We start from the raw sequence: 17027 nt of genomic DNA, 5'->3' as shown, positions 1-17027 counted from the left end.
CGTAATCAACTTGCCAGGCGCGAAAAGCCTGCAGGATGACAATGCTCAGTTGAGGTAAGGCGATTTGTAAGAAATCGAAACCGGATAATGGGATCGGGCCGCGCCACACCCCTTGTATGGTGGCCGGCCTGATAGTGACGGCAGTCGGACCCGGTGCATCTATGCGGCCCTTGATGCGCCCGGCTGCCGTCTCTTTTCCCGCGATTGCGAACGTCCGGCGGCGGTCGATTGAACCGTCGGCCTTGAGCAACGCGATGGCGGTCGTACAAGTTTCGGAACGCTGGATATACGTGTACAGCATTGCCCATAAACTACAGAGATTCGCATAATTTTTTGCAGGAGGCCTAATTGACGGCAGCGACAATCCCCGATCCGGTTATCGACGATGCGAGCGCACTGGTCGAAGCGAGCAGGGCTGGGGCCAAGACAAAACCCACCGTCCACTGTTTTTTCGACGAACCCACTTTCACGGCCAGCTATGTCGTGCACGATCCGGAAACGAAAAAGGCGGCAATCGTCGATTCCGTTTTGGACTTCGATGCGCCGTCGGGCAGGACATCGCATGCTTCGGCCGACAAGATCATCGCCTATGTTCAGGAGCAGGGTCTCGAGATTGAATATCTGCTCGAAACCCATGCGCATGCCGATCATCTGTCGGCAGCTCCCTATCTCCAGGCCGAACTTGGCGGGCAGATCGCGATCGGCAGAGAAATTCTGACGGTACAGGAAACCTTCGGTACCCTGTTTAACGCGGGACCGGATTTTGCGACCGATGGATCGCAGTTCGATCGCCTGTTCGCGGACGGCGACAGATTCCGGATCGGGACTCTCGATTGCGTCGTCCTGCATGTGCCGGGCCATACTCCCGCCGATCTCGCCTATGTCATCGGCGATGCGGCCTTTGTCGGCGATACGCTGTTCATGCCCGACTATGGCACGGCACGGGCCGATTTCCCTGGCGGCGATGCCCATATCCTTTATCGCTCGATCCGGCGGCTATTGTCGCTGCCGGCGGAAACCCGTGTCTTCCTTTGCCATGATTACAAGGCTCCCGGCCGCGACACTTTCGCCTGGGAGACGACGATAGGCGAAGAGCATGCGGCCAATATCCATGTCCATAAGGGCGTCGGCGAAGACGAGTTCGTCGCCATGCGAACCGCTCGCGACGCCACCCTGGCGATGCCGACGCTGATCCTCCCGGCGATCCAGGTGAATATGCGCGGCGGGCATCTGCCTGATCCGGAGGACAACGGGACGCGCTATCTCAAACTCCCGCTGAACGCCGTCTAGCCATGATGCCGGACTATGCCATGCCCGTTCAGGGTCTGATCGGCGGCCTGATGATCGGGCTTGCCGCCGCTGTCATGCTGCTGGGGCTCGGGCGGATTGCAGGCGTTAGCGGATTGCTTGCCCGCATGATGCGGATTTCGGACAGCGGGCCGCCGCTCCTTTTGGCGGGGGCTTTCATTCTCGGCCTGCCGCTCGGCGCATTTCTGGTGTCCCAGTTCGTCGGGCCGGTCGTGACGCGCTTCCCGGAATCGTCGGCGGTACTGATCGTCGGCGGTCTGATTGTCGGGTTCGGGACGCGGCTCGGCAGCGGCTGCACGAGCGGTCACGGCGTTTGCGGCCTGTCGCGCCTTTCGAAACGCTCGATTGTCGCCACCGCCTGTTTCATGGGAGCCGGCTTTGCGACAGTCGCCGTCATGAATGCGCTGGGGTTGGGCTGGTGATCCGCCTGTTCCTCATCGCGCTTGGCGCCGGAACGCTGTTCGGCGCTGGACTGGCAGTTTCGGGTATGGCCGATCCCACCCGGGTACGCGGCTTTCTCGATCTGGGCGGACGCTGGGACCCGACCCTGGCCTTTGTGATGGCCGGGGCGATCCTGCCGATGGCGATTGCCTGGCTGATCCAGCGACGTCTTGCAACGCCCCTGGCGGCTTCGCAGTTCGCCGTGCCGGCAACCGGAAAACTGGATCGCCCGCTGATTGTCGGCTCGATCCTGTTCGGGATCGGCTGGGGCATTGCGGGCCTGTGCCCGGGGCCGGCCATTGCCGGTCTTGCGCTCAATCCCTCCGCAGCGCTGGTCTTTGTCATAGCGATGGTCGTAGGGATGACCGTACATCGCAGCTTCAACCGTTCAACCGCGTGACAAGGATGACATCATGACGACAGGAAAGCCTTCCGAACGCCACGACATATTGATCGTCGGCGGCGGATCGGCAGGGATCGCGGTCGCAGCCTCTTTGCTCCGCCGGGATGCGGGCCTTTCGATAACCATCATCGAACCACGCGACACCCATTATTACCAGCCCGGCTGGACGATGGTGGGCGGCGGAATTTTCGAGCGCAGTCAGACGCACCGTCCCATGGCCCGTGTCATGCCGAAAGGGGTACAGTGGATCAGGGAACGCGTCGCCCGGTTCGCACCCGAGAAAGACGAGGTCATCCTCGAAGACGGTACCCGCCTGGCCTATGGCGTGCTGGTTGTCGCCGCCGGGATCAAGCTGGACTGGGAGCAGATTGACGGGCTGCCTGGGACGCTTGGCAAAAATGGCGTGACGTCCAACTACACGTTCGAGACAGCTCCATATAGCTGGGAGCTGATCGAGTCCCTGAAGGAAGGTGGCGCCCTGTTCACCCAGCCGCCAATGCCCATAAAATGTGCCGGCGCGCCGCAGAAGATCATGTATATGGCCTGCGATTACTGGCAGGATAACAAGCGGCTTGGCGGGATTGACGTAGCCTTTCATACAAGCACGCCGGCCTTGTTCGGCGTTTCGGCCTATGTCCCTGCACTCCAGAGCTATGTCGATCGCTATGGCATCGACCTGCATCTCGAATCGCGGTTGATTGCTGTCGATGGAGAGAGCAAACGCGCAACTTTTGCCGAGGGCGACGGCGAGGTGACGCGCGACTTTGCCATGCTGCACGTGACTCCGCCGCAGGTTGCGCCGGACTTTATCGCCGATAGCCCGCTGGCTGCCGATAGCGGCTTTATCGCGGTGGATCAGGAGACGCTGCGCCACCCGCATTACGGCAATGTTTTCGCGCTGGGCGATGTCTGTTCGGCGCCAAATGCGAAAACCGCTGCGGCGGTCCGCAAACAGGCGCCGGTCGCCGCCTGGAATATCCTTGCCATGCTGAACGGTGCGGACCGGCATGCCAGCTATGACGGCTATGGTTCCTGTCCACTTACCGTCGAGCGCGGCAGGATCGTGCTGGCCGAATTCGGCTATGGCGGTGCCTTGCAGCCAACCTTTCCCAACTGGCTGATCGATCCCACCCGGCCCTCGCGCCTGGCATGGCATCTGAAGGTGTCGGCGCTGCCCTGGATTTACTGGAATGGAATGCTGCGCGGGCATGAATGGCTGGCGCGGCCGGATATCGAGCCAGGCGCGATGGAAGAACCGGCCGCTCTCGAGGCCGCGTCGCCAGCCTCGAATCTCGGTTAGATACGATCCCGAACCCGGCGATGAGGCTTTCCCGCTATTTCCCGATCCTCGACTGGGGTCGCCACTATACCGGCACGGCGCTGACCAGCGATCTCGTCGCTGCGATCATCGTCACGATCATGCTGATACCGCAGAGCCTCGCCTATGCGATGCTTGCCGGCCTGCCGCCCGTGGTCGGCCTTTATGCGTCGATCCTGCCGCTCGTCGCCTATGCGCTGTTCGGGACGAGCCGGACGCTCGCCGTCGGCCCGGTAGCGGTGGTCTCGCTGATGACGGCAACGGCGGCGGGCGCGGTCGCGGCGACCGGGTCGGCCGACTATATCGCCGCCGCCCTCATTCTTGCGCTGCTGTCGGGAATATTCCTGCTCGTCATGGGGCTGTTGCGGCTCGGCTCGCTGGCGAACCTTCTCTCGCATCCGGTGGTGTCCGGTTTCATAACCGCCAGCGGGATCATCATCGCCACCAGCCAGCTCAAATATATTCTGGGCATCGAGGCGGGTGGCCATACCATGCCTCAGCTCCTGGCCACGCTCTCTGCCAATATCGGCACGATCAACGTACCGACCCTGACGATAGGGGCGACGTCTCTGGCGTTCCTCTTCTGGGTCAGGAAGGGTTTGAAGCCGTTGCTGGTCAAGCTCGGCCTTGCCGACCGCCCGGCCGATCTTGTCGCCAAGGCCGGACCGGTTTTTGCAGTTGTCGCCACTATCGTTGCCGTCGTCCTGCTCGACCTGGAGGCCAAAGGTGTCAGGACGGTTGGCGTTATCCCGACCGGCCTGCCGCCGATCGGCGCGCCGCTTTTCGATGCGGACCTCTGGCTGGCGCTTGCCGTGCCGGCGCTGCTGATCAGCATCATCGGTTTTGTCGAGTCGGTGTCGATCGCCCAGACGCTTGCTGCCAAACGCCGCCAGCGCATCGACCCGGACCAGGAACTGGTCGGCCTTGGCGCGGCGAATGTCGTGGCGGGTTTTTCCGGCGGCTATCCGGTGACGGGTGGTTTTGCGCGGTCGGTCGTTAATTTCGATGCCGGCGCCGAAACCCCGGCCGCTGGCGCTTTTACAGCCGTCGGCATTGCCGTCGCCGCGCTCCTGCTAACGCCGTTTCTGGCCTCCCTGCCGCTTGCCACGCTCGCCGCAACGATCATCGTTGCGGTGCTCAGCCTTGTCGATTTGCGCGCTCCGATCGTTACCTGGCGCTATTCGAAGGCCGATTTCGCGGCGATGGCGATGACGATGCTGGGCACGCTGGTCCTCGGTGTCGAAACCGGTGTGATCGCCGGCGTCCTGCTCAGCCTCGCGCTCTTCGTCTGGCGTTCTTCACGTCCTCATGCCGCTGTCATCGGCCGTGTTCCGAACACCGAGCATTTCCGCAATGTCGAGCGGCACAAGGTCATCACTTTGCCGCATATCCTGATGATCCGGATCGACGAAAGCCTGACCTATCTGAACGCGCGCTGGCTCGAGGAATATGTACTCGAGCAGATGGCAGACCGGCCGGAACTCAAACATCTGGTGCTGATGTGTTCGGCGGTGAACGAGATAGACGCCTCGGCGCTGGAAAGCCTCGAAGCGATCAATCACCGGCTGGCCGACGCCAATATCCGCTTCCATCTGTCGGAAGTGAAGGGACCGGTGATGGACCGGCTGCAGAAGTCGGATTTTCTGGATGCGCTGACCGGCGAGATATTCCTGTCGCAAAATGGCGCCTTCGCCGAACTGGCCGGGCGCGGCGACGATGAAGGCGATCCGCTTCCGGTCGATCCCGATCCCTACGGGCCGCGCGGATTGATCTAGGAAGCGCCGGCGGGAAGAGCGCTATTGCGGGACGCCCCGATTCCTGTTCTCAATGGCGGATGGGCCGTTTGCACGCGCCGCCACAATGTCCAGCAGCAGGGAAATCACGATGAGCACTGTCCCACCGATATCACAAAATGCGGATATTCGTTTCCTGGGCGCGCTGCTGGGCGATGTTATCCGCGCCTATGGTGGGGAAACGCTGTTCAAGCGCACCGAATATATCCGGGCCGCCTCGGTCGACCGGCATCGCGGCGTTGCGGATTCCCACGCCATCGATCCCGGGCTTGGCGCGCTGACGCTGGACGAGACGCTCGATTTCGTGCGCGGCTTCATGCTGTTTTCCATGCTCGCCAATCTCGCCGAAGACCGGCAGGAGCTGCTGTCTGACAATGATGTGGACGTGGCCCGGGCGCTGGCCCGGCTCGAAGAGAATGGCGTTTCGCGCGAGGCGGTGCTGGCGATGCTGCAAGACGCGCTGATCGTCCCGGTGCTGACCGCGCATCCGACGGAAGTGCGCCGCAAGAGCATGATCGATCACCGCAACCGGATCGCCGAACTGATGCGCATGCGCGATGCGGGCAGGAGCGAAACGCCGGATGGCGACGGTGTCGAGGAGTCGATCTTCCGGCAGATCGCCTTGCTCTGGCAGACCCGGCCCCTGCGGCGCGAACGGTTGTTCGTGGCGGACGAGGTGGAGAATGCGCTTTCCTATCTGCGCGACACTTTCCTGCCGCTCCTTCCCGGCCTCTATAATCGCTGGGAAGAGGCGCTGGGCGGCATTCCCGCCAGTTTTTTCCGGCTGGGCAGCTGGATCGGCGGCGACCGCGACGGCAATCCCTATGTGACCGCGGAAACGCTCGGCCTGTCGCTCGGGCGCTCGGCGGAAACGGTGATCGTCAGCTATCTCGACGCCCTGCACGCGATCGGCGCGGAGCTCTCCATCTCCAGCGAGCTGGCCGACATCGATCCCGCCGTTCTCGCCCTGGCCGATGCGAGCGGCGACGATGCGCCCAGCCGCCGCGACGAACCCTATCGGCGGGCGATTGCCGGCATCTATGCCCGGCTCGCCGCAACCCATGAAAACCTTGTCGGCGGCCCCCCGCCCAGGCCCTCCTCGCTTGCCGCCGAGCCCTATACGACACCGGAAGCGCTGGAGACCGATCTGAGGACCATCGCCCGGGCGCTTGCGGAGAGCGGCGGGGAGACACTGGCCTCGAGCGGGGCGCTGGGCCGCCTCATCCGTGCGATCAAGACCTTCGGCTTCCATCTCGCGGCGCTGGACATGCGGCAGAACAGCGCCGTCCATGAACGCGTGGTCGGAGAGTTACTGCGCACTGCTGGCGTGGACGCGGATTATGAGGCGCTGGACGAGGAGGCGCGGGTCGCGCTCCTGCGCACCGAACTGGCTTCGCCGCGCCCGCTGGCCGTGCCGCATGGCTACTATTCCGACGAGACGCGCAGCGAGCTAGCCATCATGGCAGCGGCGGCCGAGGCGCACCGGCGTTACGGCGACGGCTGCATAACCAACTATATCGTCTCGATGACCGAGACGGCCTCGGATCTGCTCGAGGTGCATATCCTGCTGCGCGAAGCCGGTCTCTATCGCCCGGGCAACCCGCCCGCGGCGCCGGTGATGGCCGTGCCGCTGTTCGAAACCATCGGCGACCTGGAACGGGCACCGGATATCATGCGCTTCTATTTCGGCCTGCCGGAAATCGCCGGGCTGGTCTCCGCGCGCGGCCATCAGGAAGTGATGATCGGCTATTCGGATTCCAACAAGGATGGCGGCTACCTCACATCGGGCTGGGTGCTCAGCCGGGCGAGCGAGGCGCTTGACCCTGTGTTTCAGGAGGCCGGCGCCACCATGCAGCTTTTCCATGGGCGCGGCGGATCGGTGGGGCGCGGCGGCGGATCGGCGTTCGAGGCGATCCGCGGCCAGCCTGCCGGCACCGTGAACGGGCGCATCCGGATCACCGAACAGGGCGAGGTCATCGCCGCCAAATATGGCACACCTGACGCCGCACGCGCCAATATCGATTCCATGGTGTCGGCGACATTGTTGGCGACGCTGGAACCGGAAACGCTGGCACCGGCGGATCGCAGGCGCTTTTCCGCCGCAATGGACACGCTTTCTGCCACCGCTTTCAAAGCCTATCGCGGGCTCGTTTACGAGAGCGCGGGGTTCACCGAATTTTTCCGCCAGATGACGCCGATTTCTGAAATCGCGACGCTCAAGATCGGCTCACGCCCTGCGAGCCGCAAGACATCGGACGCGATCGAAGATCTGCGCGCCATCCCCTGGGTCTTCTCCTGGAGCCAGGCGCGGGTGATGCTGCCCGGCTGGTATGGCGTCGGCCATGCGCTCGCCGCATTCGAAGACAAGGGCCTGCTGCGCGAAATGGCCGAGGCCTGGCCGTTCCTCAAAATGACGCTCGGCAATATGGAGATGGTGCTCGCCAAATCCGATATGGGCATTGCGGCGAAATATGCGGGGCTGGTCGAGGATCGCGAACTGGCTGACCGATTGTTCGGCGATATCCGGGCGAGCTGGGACGTGACGCACGATACGCTGCTCGAGATAACGGACCAGACGCGCCTGCTCGAAAACGCGCCCAAGCTCGACACGTCGATCCGCCTGCGCCTTCCCTATATCGAACCGCTCAACCTGCTGCAGATCGAACTGCTGAAACGCCACCGCGCGGGCGAAGACGATCCGCGCATTCCGGAAGGCATACAGCTTTCGATCAACGCGATTGCGACTGCGCTGAGGAACAGCGGTTAGGGGCGTGCATAATCGCAAGACAGGGCCAGCCAAACATTGTAGGTAGTTTATCGAAACCGAAATTCAGGAGAACCCGATGCCCCTACCCGAAACCTATCTGCAGATGATGTCCACCGTGAGCGAAGGTGCTGAGCTTCGGATGGAACTGGTCGAGCAGCCCATGCCGACCCCCAAGGCCGGGGAGGTTCTCGTCCGGGTGGAGGCTTCGCCGATAAATCCTTCCGATCAGGGTGTGATGTTCGGCTGGGCCAGCATGGCCGAGTGCAGCTCCACCGGTGAAGGAAGCGCCACGGTGCTCACCGCCCCGGTGTCGCCGCAGGGGATGGGGGTGATGAAGGCGCGCATCGGCCAGCAACTGCCGGTTGGCAATGAAGGCGCGGGAACCGTTGTCGCTGCGGGAGAAGGCGCCGAGGCGCTGATGGGCAAGACCGTCGCGGTGATGGGCGGTGCGATGTATGCGGAATATCGCTGCCTGCCTGCCGCCATGTGCATGCCATTGTTGCCGGAACATACAGCGAAAGACGGCGCATCCTGCTTCGTCAATCCGCTTACCGCTTTGTCGATGCTGGAAACAATGCGGATGGAGGGGCATACGGCGCTCGTCCATACAGCGGCGGCTTCCAATCTCGGCCAGATGCTCAACCGAATCTGCCAGGCCGATGGCGTCGAGCTTGTGAATGTGGTCCGCCGTCCGGAACAGGCCGAGCTGCTGCGCGATATGGGCGCCAAATATGTCTGCGACAGCAGCAGCGAGACCTTTCAGGCCGATCTGACCGATGCCGTCCATGCGACCGGCGCGACTTTGGCCTTTGACGCGACCGGCGGCGGCGAACTGGCATCCAAGATTCTGAGCGCGATGGAAGCGGCCGCCGCGCGTACGCCGGGTGCCTACAGCATTTATGGTTCGGTCGCGCACAAGCAGGTTTATCTCTATGGCGGTCTCGATGTCTCGCCGACGGTGCTGAGCCGCGGTTACGGGATGGCCTGGGGTGTCGGCGGCTGGCTGCTGCCCAATTTCCTCGCCAAGGCGGGAGCCGAGGTCGGCGAACGGCTGCGCACGCGCGTCGTGGCCGAACTCAAAACGACCTTTGCCAGCCATTACACGGACGAAATCTCGCTGGTCGAGGCGCTGCAGTCCGATGTGGTCGCGCGCTACTACGCAAAGACCACCGGTGAGAAATTCTTGGTCTGTCCGCAAAAGGACTGATCGGAAAGAATGAAGGGCTCAGCCGCCGCCATCGCCACAGGGGCTGATGGCGGCGCGATGAGTTAGCGGGATGCGTTACAGGGGCTAGCTGCTGCTCAGCGCCACATGCCGTTTCATGTGATGATCGACATTGCCGAATTCGGAATCGAAGACCGTCAGGCGCTTGAAATAATGGCCGATGGCGAGCTCGTCCGTCATGCCCATGCCGCCATGGATCTGGATGGCTTCCTGCCCGATATGGTGCGCTGCCTGCCCGATACGGACTTTTGCGGCGGCCACGGCAAGCTTGCGGTCGCGGGAATCCTCGCCAAGTTTCAGTGTCGCGAGATAGGCCATGGAGACCGACTGCTCATATTCGGTGAACATGTCGACCATCCGGTGCTGGAGCACCTGGAACTTGCCGATCGGCGTGCCGAACTGTTTGCGCTGCCGCGAATATTCGACCGTCATCTCATGCGCGACTTTCATCGCGCCGCAGGCTTCGGCGCATAGCGCGGCAATCGCCTCGTCCGTGACCAGTCCGATAAGCGGCAGGGCCTTGCCCTCTTCCCCGATCAGCGCCTCAGCGGGCACGGCGACATTCTCGAAATAGATTTCCGAAGCCCGCCGGCCGTCCACTGTCGGATAATCGCGCGTGACGATGCCCTTGGCCGATTTATCCACCACAAAGACGGAAATGCCGTCGCGGTCGCGGCGCTCGCCGGACGTCCGAGCGGTGACGACGAGATGGGAGGCCCAGGGCGCGCCGATGACGACTGCCTTGTGACCATTAAGGACATAGCCGTCCCCGTCGCGCTTCGCCGTGGTTTCGAGGTCGGCAAGGTCGTAGCGGCCGCGCGGCTCCGCATAGGCGAAAGCATAGATCCGGCTGCCATCGACAATCCCGCCAATATGCTCGGCCTTCTGGGCATCGGTTCCGGCATGTTTGAAGAACCCGCCCGCGCAGACCACGGTCGGCACAAAGGGTTCGACGACAAGGCCTTTGCCGAATTCTTCCATCACGATCAGCGAATCGATCGCCCCGCCGCCAAAGCCGCCATCGGCTTCGGAAAACGGCATGCCGAGCAAACCCAGTTCGGCCAGCTGCGCCCATATTTCCGGCCGCCAGCCGCTTTCGCTTTCGATTGCGGCCCGGCGCGTTTCGAAGTCGTAATTTTCGCGCACCAGCCGGTTCAGGCTGTCGCGCACCATTGTCTGTTCGTCGGTAAAATTGAAATCCACAAATTTTCTCCCGGCTTCTCTGGCTTAGGCTTCGACTAAAGGCCGAGAATCATTTTGGTGATGATGTTGCGCTGGATCTCGTTGGACCCGCCATAGATCGATGTCTTGCGCATGTTGAAATAGGAACCCGCACTGTGCTGCGCATAGTCCGGCCCGATCGGATATTCGTTCGATCCGGCATCGGCGACGGCGCGGTAATAGGGGGTGCCGTAATGGCCGACCGCTTCGAGCGCGAGCTCGGTCAGGCGTTGCTGGATCTCGGTGCCCTTGATCTTGAGGATCGAGCTTTCCGGCCCCGGCCCGCGCCCGGCCTGTTCCCCGGCCAGGGTACGCAGTTCGGTTATCTCAAGCGCCGCGAGGTCGATTTCGAGCTGGCTGACTTTACGCGCAAAATCGAAATCCTCGATCAGCGGCTTGCCGTCCAGCACCTCAGACTTGGCGATATCGCGCAGCTGCTCGATGCCGCGCTTGGACCGGGCAACCCCGGCAATTCCGGAGCGCTCATGGGCGAGCAGGAATTTGGCATAGGTCCAGCCCTTATTCTCTTCGCCGATCAGGTTTTCGACCGGGACACGAACGTCGGTGAGCCAGGTTTCGTTGACTTCGTAACCGCCGTCGATGAGCTTGATCGGCCGCACTTCGATGCCCGGCGTTTTCATGTCGACAAGGATGAAGCTGATGCCTTCCTGCGGTTTGGCGGCGTCCGGATCGGTGCGGCACAGGAAGAAACCCCAATCTGCATGCTGGGCAAGCGTCGTCCAGGTTTTCTGGCCATTGATCACATAATGATCGCCGTCGCGCACGGCCGTGGTTTTCAGCGATGCGAGATCGGACCCGGCGCCGGGCTCGGAATAGCCCTGACACCACCAGACATTGCCGCTGCGGATGCCGGGAAGATGCTGTTCTTTCTGCGCTTCATTGCCAAAGGTATAGATTACCGGACCGACCATCGAGGTGCCGAAGGGCAGCGGCATGATCGCGTTGACCCGGGCATTTTCCTCGCCCCAGATGTAGCGCTGGGTCGGCGTCCAGCCGGTACCGCCATATTGTTCCGGCCAGGCGGGAACCGACCAGCCCTTTTTTCCCAATATCTTGTGCCAGGCGACAAGTTCCTCGGCCGACATATCGTCCCGCAGGCTGTCTGCCGAAGCCTGTTTGGGATAATTTTCTTCGATAAAGGCCCGCACTTCTTTGCGGAAAGCTTGTTCTTCGGGGCTGAATTCCAGATTCATCGGGCGATCTCCTCGGCGCTTTTGGAATCTTACTTACACGACCGTCAGCAACAAAAAAGGGGGATTCGGGGCTGGCATGCACGTTGGTTGCCGTTAACGTAAATCTGTTCTGGGGCGTGGCCCGCTTGCAACTATGGATCGGCCCGAGATGTGCTGGCGCGTATGCGATCCCTGCCAAGCCGGCGCGGCGCTATTCGGCCGGCATGTCCTGGGCTGGAGAACGATCCAGCCTTCTGGCCAGTTTCACCAGGCCGAAGATCAGCGGCGGCACGAGGATTGCGGAGAGCACGACCTTGGCCAGCATCTGCCCGGCAATCAGCGAACCGATCGGGAACTGGCCGTAAAAGGCGACCGAGATGAATATCACCGTATCGATGGTCTGGCTGAGGGCCGAGGCAATGGCGCCGCGGACCATCACGCCAAAGCTGCTGTCGCCGGCCGCGCCGCGCAGCGCCGAGAATATTTTGACATTGAGGAACAGCGAAACGCCGTAGGCGATGGGCCCCGCGATCATGATCCGCGGCGTTTGCGACAAGACCCGTTCAAAAGCTGTGATATTGTCTGCCGGCATCTCGATTGAGGCCGGTAGCGAGAGTACAAGGAAAATGAGCAACACCGACAATGCCAGCGGGAAAAATCCGAACAATACCAGCCAGTTGGCCGTTTTTGGGCCGTGGAGCTGCGCCACCGTGCTGGATATGACGACGAGCATCAGGAAGGCGAATATGCCCGCCTCCACTGCGAGCGGCCCGAGCGCGACCTGCTTGAAGGCCAATACGCCGGCGATACAGGTCATGCCGCCATAAAGGATTGAAAAGATGAAGAGCGAGCGCGATAGCGGCGCTGGAGTTGGTATAGTCGACATCGCAAATCCCTATCCTGTTCGCCGTTCCAACAAAAGAGCCAAGAAAAGAGGGGCCGTTTGACCGATACCGAATATGACGTTCTGGCGATTGGCGATGCCGTGGTCGATGTGATTGCGCCGACCGACGACGCGTTTCTCGCAGCGGAAGATGTGCCGAAAGGATCGATGCGTGTTCTGAGCGGGGATGCGGCTGACCGGCTCTATGCGCGGATGGGCCCCGCGCAGGAGACAAGCGGCGGGTCCGCGGCCAACAGCATGGCGGGGATCGCGGCGCTTGGCGGCCGGGCAGCCTTTGTGGGGCAGGTGGGACCGGATCAGCTCGGCACGATCTTCACCCACGATATCCGTGCCCAGGGCGTCACCTTCGCGACCCCACCGCTCGCTGGCGATATCAGCACCGGGCGCTGCCTGATCCTCGTAACGCCCGATGCACAGCGCACGATGAACACCTATCGCGGCGCGTCCGAACATCTGTCGGTCGATGCGGTCGATGCGGACCAGATTGCACGAGCAACCATCCTCTATCTCGAAGCCTATCTCTGGGATCATGAGAAACCGCGCATCGCCATGCAGCAGGCGGCCGACATGGCGCATGAGGCGGGCCGGGCCGTGGCCTTCACCCTTTCCGACATCGCCTGTATCGGCCGGCACCGTAAGGATTTCGTCGAATTTGTGCGAAGCGGGAGGATCGATATCCTGTTCGGCAATGCGGAGGAAGCCCGCGCGCTGGCCGGGATCGATGATCTCGATGCCGCAATGGTGGAGCTTGCCAGGACTGTCGGTCTTTGCGTGATCACCTGCGGTGCTGACGGGGCAACGGCAATCCGGGATGGTGAAACCGTGTCGGTCCCCGCCGTTCCGCCGCGTGCTCTGGTCGATACGACCGGCGCCGGCGATCTGTTTGCGGCCGGCTTTCTCATCGCCCATGCCCGGGGAAGGCCGCTTGAGGCCAGTCTTGCGCTTGGCGCGGCGACGGCGGCCGAGGTTATTGCCGAATATGGCGCGCGGCCGCGCGGTGCGTTGACCCAGCTTGCGGCTGATTGACCGTTTACAAGTGGCGCGCCGGTCTGCATGCCAACGGCCTGGCGAGCCTTTGAGGGGGGCGAACGAGAATGCGTAGACTGGCCGTGTATTGTGGGTCGAATTCCGGTGCGGAGCCGAAATTTGCCGAGGCCGCCGTGGCTCTTGGCCGCGAAATGGCGGCACGGGATATCGGCTTGGTCTATGGCGGCGGGAAGCTCGGCCTGATGGGCGTGATCGCCGATGCCGTTCTCGAGGCCAAGGGCGAAGTCCATGGAGTGATCCCGGAAGCGCTCGTCGATCTGGAGGTTGCGCATCGGGGCCTGACGGAACTGCACATCGTGCCGTCCATGCATGAGCGCAAGGCGAAGATGACGGACCTTTGCGATGGTTTTGTGGCGATGCCGGGCGGCGTCGGCACGCTGGACGAACTGTTCGAGGCCTGGTCCTGGAATGCGCTCGGCTATCATGCCAAGCCCTTCCTGCTGCTCAATGTTGCCGGGTTCTGGGATTCGATGATCAGCTTTATCGACCAGGTTGTCGAAAGCGGGTTCATTTCCCCGGCGCGGCGCGGGCATCTGCTCGTCGCCACCGATATAAACGATGCAATCACACAGCTCGAAACCGCGGAAAACGGGGCCGAGAAGGGGATGGTCTGGTAATATGAACGCGTCTTCCATCCTGATGAGCCTGGCGGGGATCGCGGTGATCCTGCTCATGGCTTTCCTGCTGTCTTCCAACCGCAAGGCGATCCGGCTGCGGGTCGTTGGCGCCGCTTTCGGCCTGCAGGCGGGAATGGCGGTTCTTGTCCTGTATACGCCATGGGGCAGGGCGGGAATCGAAGGCGCATCGCGCGGCGTGAGTAATTTGCTCGGCTATGCGCAGGAGGGAACGAACTTCATTTTCGGGCCGATGGCCTCGCCCGAGATGGGGGGCAACAGTTTCGCCCTTTCCGCGCTGACCGTGATCATCTTTTTCGCCTCGCTGATTTCGATCCTCTATTATCTCGGCATCATGCAGCTGATCGTGAAATGGGTCGGCGGCGCGATCCAGCTTGTTACCGGGATCACGCGTGTGGAATCGCTGGGCGCGGCGGCCAATATTTTCGTCGGCCAGAGCGAATCGCCGCTGGTGATCCGCCCCTATCTGGCCTCGCTGACCGAAGCGCAGCTGTTCACGATGATGGCTGTCGGCATGGCCGGCGTCGCGGGAACGATTCTTGCGGCTTATGCGGCGCTGCTCGGCAGCGAGGCGCTGCCCTTCCTGCTCGCCGCGGCCTTCATGTCCGCTCCCGGCGGCATATTGATGGCGAAGATCATCATGCCCGATGCGCCGGGCGCTTGTGACGAACCCGATGCCCAGCCCGTCGATTCGCAAGAGGAGCCGGCCCCGGCCAATGTCATTATGGCGGCCGCCCAGGGCGCGCAGACGGGCGTAAAGCTCGCGGTTGCCGTGGGCGCGATGCTGCTCGCCTTTGTCGCGCTCGTTGCGCTGGCAAACGGATTGCTCGCGGGTATCGGCGGCTGGTTCGGTTATGAAGCACTGACCTTCCAGCAGCTCCTTGGCTATATTTTCGCGCCGATCATGTTCCTGATCGGCGTGCCTTGGGAAGAGGCGGGCCTTGCCGGCAGCCTGTTCGGCGAAAAGGTCGTGCTCAACGAGTTCGTCGCCTTTATCAGTCTGGGCGGGATGGAAGGGCAGCTCACACCGCGCAGCTACGCGATCGTCACCTTCTCGCTGTGCGGCTTTGCCAATTTCAGTTCGATCGCGATCCAGATGGCGGTTACCGGCGGCCTTGCGCCGAACCAGCGCCCGGTGATCGCAAAGCTCGGCCTGAAGGCGCTCGCCGCGGGGTCTCTCGCCAATCTGATGAGCGCGGCGCTCGCGGGGCTCTTGCTTAGCTGATAAGCCCTGTGTCATTCGGATTTCACAGATTGCTCACAGGATTGCCTCTTGCCCGATACCATTGCCTCGGTTTCTCTCAGCGACGCGGATAGCGATGCGCCCGGATTTGCGCAGGAAATCGGCCGGTCCTTCTCCACATACGGCTTTGCGGTCGTTTCCGATCATGGCGTTCCATCCGATCTGATCGCCGAAGCCGACGCCCGGATGCGCGAGTTTTTCGCGCTGCCCGAAGCGGTGAAGCGCCGCTATTTCATCGCAGGCGGCGGCGGTGCGCGCGGCTATACGCCGTTCGGTATCGAAACGGCGAAGGACGCCACCGATTATGACCTGAAGGAGTTCTGGCATGTCGGCCGCACGCTTCCCGAGGGGCATCGCTTCGCCGATATCATGGCCCCCAATATCTGGCCCGATGAGGTTAAAGGCTTTCACGATGTGTTCGAACGGCTGTTCGCGGCGTTCGACCGGACCGGGCAGCGCATCCTGTCGGCGATCGCGACCTATCTCGGCCTGACGCCGGGTTTTTTCGACGATACGGTCGAGGATGGCAATTCGGTGATGCGGTTGATCCACTACCCGCCGGTTCCCGCCGATGCGCCTGGCGTACGTGCGGCGGCGCATGAGGATATCAATACGATCACGCTTTTATTGGGCGCCGAGGAGGCAGGGCTTCAGTTGCTGGACAGGAATGGGAACTGGCTACCGGTAACCCCGAAGGAAGGCGAGCTGGCCGTTAATATCGGCGATATGCTCCAGCGGCTGACCAACCACGTCCTGCCCTCGACTACCCACCGTGTGGTCAATCCACCGCCCGAACGGCGCGGCCATGCGCGATATTCGATGCCGTTCTTTCTGCATTTCCGGCCGGATTATATGATCGAGACGCTGCCGAGCTGCATCTCTGAGGACAATCCCAACCGCTATCCCGAGCCGATCTCCGCGCATGACTATCTGCTGCAGCGGCTGCGCGAGATCAATCTGGTCTAGTTCTTCGCATCGTCCAGATTGTCGGTGCCGAAACTCGCCGGGAGCAGGGCCGATATCCGGTGCGTCGATATGGCGCCGCCATCGCCGGACGAAGCGACGATCTCGATATCGACGCCCGAAAGATCGCGCGCTTCGGCGATGGCCTGGCGGCACCCCCCGCACGGCAATACGGCCTGCGTTCCGGCCAGTGCGCCATCGTCGCCGATATGGCCGCCGGCGACCGCGATCCGCCGGACATTGCCGAGCCCGAACGTCTGCTGGGCGGAGGTCAGGGCCGAAATTTCCGCGCAGGTACCCAGTCGGTAACAGGCATTTTCCATATTGCTGCCGACCGCGATCCTGCCGTCTTCCGCCTCGATCGCGCAGCCCACCGAAAACCCCGAATAGGGGGCATGAGCCTGCGCTGCGGCTGCGCGTGCCAAAGAAACAAGCTGCGCCGCTGTGTGTGATTTTTGTGCCATGGGTTCGTTCCTAGCCCAGACAGAGCGCATCACCAATATCGATGCGCTCCGGGAGCGAAGGAGAGACTTGACGAAACGCGTCCGGCGCTCAAGGCATGGCTC

15 protein-coding genes are annotated in these 17027 nt (G+C 62.4%); 11 read left to right on the top strand and 4 right to left on the bottom strand.

The features are described from left to right. Positions 1 to 363 precede the first annotated feature (363 nt). The 7 genes from DFR46_RS08320 to DFR46_RS08290 all read left to right on the top strand — a co-directional run bounded on the left by DFR46_RS08320 (position 364) and on the right by DFR46_RS08290 (position 9237). On the top strand, positions 364 to 1290 hold the full coding sequence (locus tag DFR46_RS08320; RefSeq protein ID WP_116237236.1) for an MBL fold metallo-hydrolase: 927 nt from the start codon (positions 364 to 366) through the stop codon (positions 1288 to 1290). A gap of 2 nt (positions 1291 to 1292) precedes the next feature. Beyond that, the gene (locus DFR46_RS08315; RefSeq protein ID WP_116236022.1) at positions 1293 to 1730 is read left to right on the top strand and encodes a YeeE/YedE family protein; all 438 of its coding nucleotides are present in this window, start codon (positions 1293 to 1295) and stop codon (positions 1728 to 1730) included. Then, a complete protein-coding gene (locus DFR46_RS08310) occupies positions 1730 to 2149 on the top strand; it encodes a DUF6691 family protein (RefSeq protein ID WP_116237235.1) in 420 nt (139 codons plus the stop codon). Before DFR46_RS08315 ends, DFR46_RS08310 begins: the two co-directional genes overlap by 1 nt. A gap of 13 nt (positions 2150 to 2162) precedes the next feature. Beyond that, on the top strand, positions 2163 to 3452 hold the full coding sequence (locus DFR46_RS08305) for an NAD(P)/FAD-dependent oxidoreductase (protein WP_116236021.1): 1290 nt from the start codon (positions 2163 to 2165) through the stop codon (positions 3450 to 3452). A gap of 20 nt (positions 3453 to 3472) precedes the next feature. Beyond that, the gene (locus DFR46_RS08300) at positions 3473 to 5245 is read left to right on the top strand and encodes a SulP family inorganic anion transporter (protein WP_116236020.1); all 1773 of its coding nucleotides are present in this window, start codon (positions 3473 to 3475) and stop codon (positions 5243 to 5245) included. 109 nt (positions 5246 to 5354) lie between these two features. Beyond that, a complete protein-coding gene (gene ppc / locus DFR46_RS08295; protein ID WP_116237234.1) occupies positions 5355 to 8030 on the top strand; it encodes a phosphoenolpyruvate carboxylase in 2676 nt (891 codons plus the stop codon). Positions 8031 to 8106: 76 nt separating this feature from the next. Then, entirely contained in the window at positions 8107 to 9237 is a 1131-nt protein-coding gene (locus DFR46_RS08290; protein WP_116236019.1) for a zinc-binding dehydrogenase, read from the top strand. An 84-nt stretch (positions 9238 to 9321) separates the two neighbouring features. Here the strand turns inward: DFR46_RS08290 and DFR46_RS08285 are convergent, their stop codons facing one another. From DFR46_RS08285 to DFR46_RS08275, 3 genes are all read right to left on the bottom strand, one after another. Then, on the bottom strand, positions 9322 to 10458 hold the full coding sequence (locus DFR46_RS08285; protein WP_116236018.1) for an acyl-CoA dehydrogenase family protein: 1137 nt from the start codon (positions 10456 to 10458) through the stop codon (positions 9322 to 9324). A gap of 35 nt (positions 10459 to 10493) precedes the next feature. Next, positions 10494 to 11690: an acyl-CoA dehydrogenase family protein gene (locus DFR46_RS08280; RefSeq protein WP_116236017.1), complete on the bottom strand. Its 1197-nt coding sequence runs from the start codon at positions 11688 to 11690 to the stop codon at positions 10494 to 10496. A gap of 190 nt (positions 11691 to 11880) precedes the next feature. After that, positions 11881 to 12555 (bottom strand): queuosine precursor transporter, encoded by a 675-nt coding sequence (locus DFR46_RS08275; RefSeq protein WP_116236016.1) that lies wholly within the window; start codon positions 12553 to 12555, stop codon positions 11881 to 11883. Positions 12556 to 12612: 57 nt separating this feature from the next. On the opposite strand from DFR46_RS08275, the gene DFR46_RS08270 reads away from it, so the two are divergent. From DFR46_RS08270 to DFR46_RS08255, 4 genes are all read left to right on the top strand, one after another. After that, positions 12613 to 13599 carry an adenosine kinase gene (locus DFR46_RS08270; protein WP_116236015.1) on the top strand — a complete coding sequence of 329 codons (987 nt, stop codon included), beginning with the start codon at positions 12613 to 12615 and terminating at the stop codon, positions 13597 to 13599. 68 nt (positions 13600 to 13667) lie between these two features. After that, the gene (locus DFR46_RS08265) at positions 13668 to 14237 is read left to right on the top strand and encodes an LOG family protein (RefSeq protein WP_116236014.1); all 570 of its coding nucleotides are present in this window, start codon (positions 13668 to 13670) and stop codon (positions 14235 to 14237) included. A gap of 1 nt (position 14238) precedes the next feature. Further along, positions 14239 to 15480, top strand: a complete 1242-nt coding sequence (locus DFR46_RS08260) for a NupC/NupG family nucleoside CNT transporter (RefSeq protein ID WP_116236013.1) — start codon at positions 14239 to 14241, stop codon at positions 15478 to 15480. A gap of 48 nt (positions 15481 to 15528) precedes the next feature. Next, positions 15529 to 16464 (top strand): isopenicillin N synthase family dioxygenase, encoded by a 936-nt coding sequence (locus DFR46_RS08255; RefSeq protein WP_116236012.1) that lies wholly within the window; start codon positions 15529 to 15531, stop codon positions 16462 to 16464. On the opposite strand, the gene DFR46_RS08250 is transcribed toward DFR46_RS08255, so the two are convergent. Further along, on the bottom strand, positions 16461 to 16925 hold the full coding sequence (locus tag DFR46_RS08250; protein WP_162843431.1) for a cytidine deaminase: 465 nt from the start codon (positions 16923 to 16925) through the stop codon (positions 16461 to 16463). The two genes, DFR46_RS08255 and DFR46_RS08250, sit on opposite strands and share 4 nt — an antisense overlap. Positions 16926 to 17027 lie beyond the last annotated feature (102 nt).

This window comes from Parasphingopyxis lamellibrachiae, assembly GCF_003385775.1.
GTDB classification, from domain to species: Bacteria; Pseudomonadota; Alphaproteobacteria; order Sphingomonadales; family Sphingomonadaceae; genus Parasphingopyxis; species Parasphingopyxis lamellibrachiae.
This window is presented reverse-complemented; position numbering and strand designations above follow the sequence as displayed.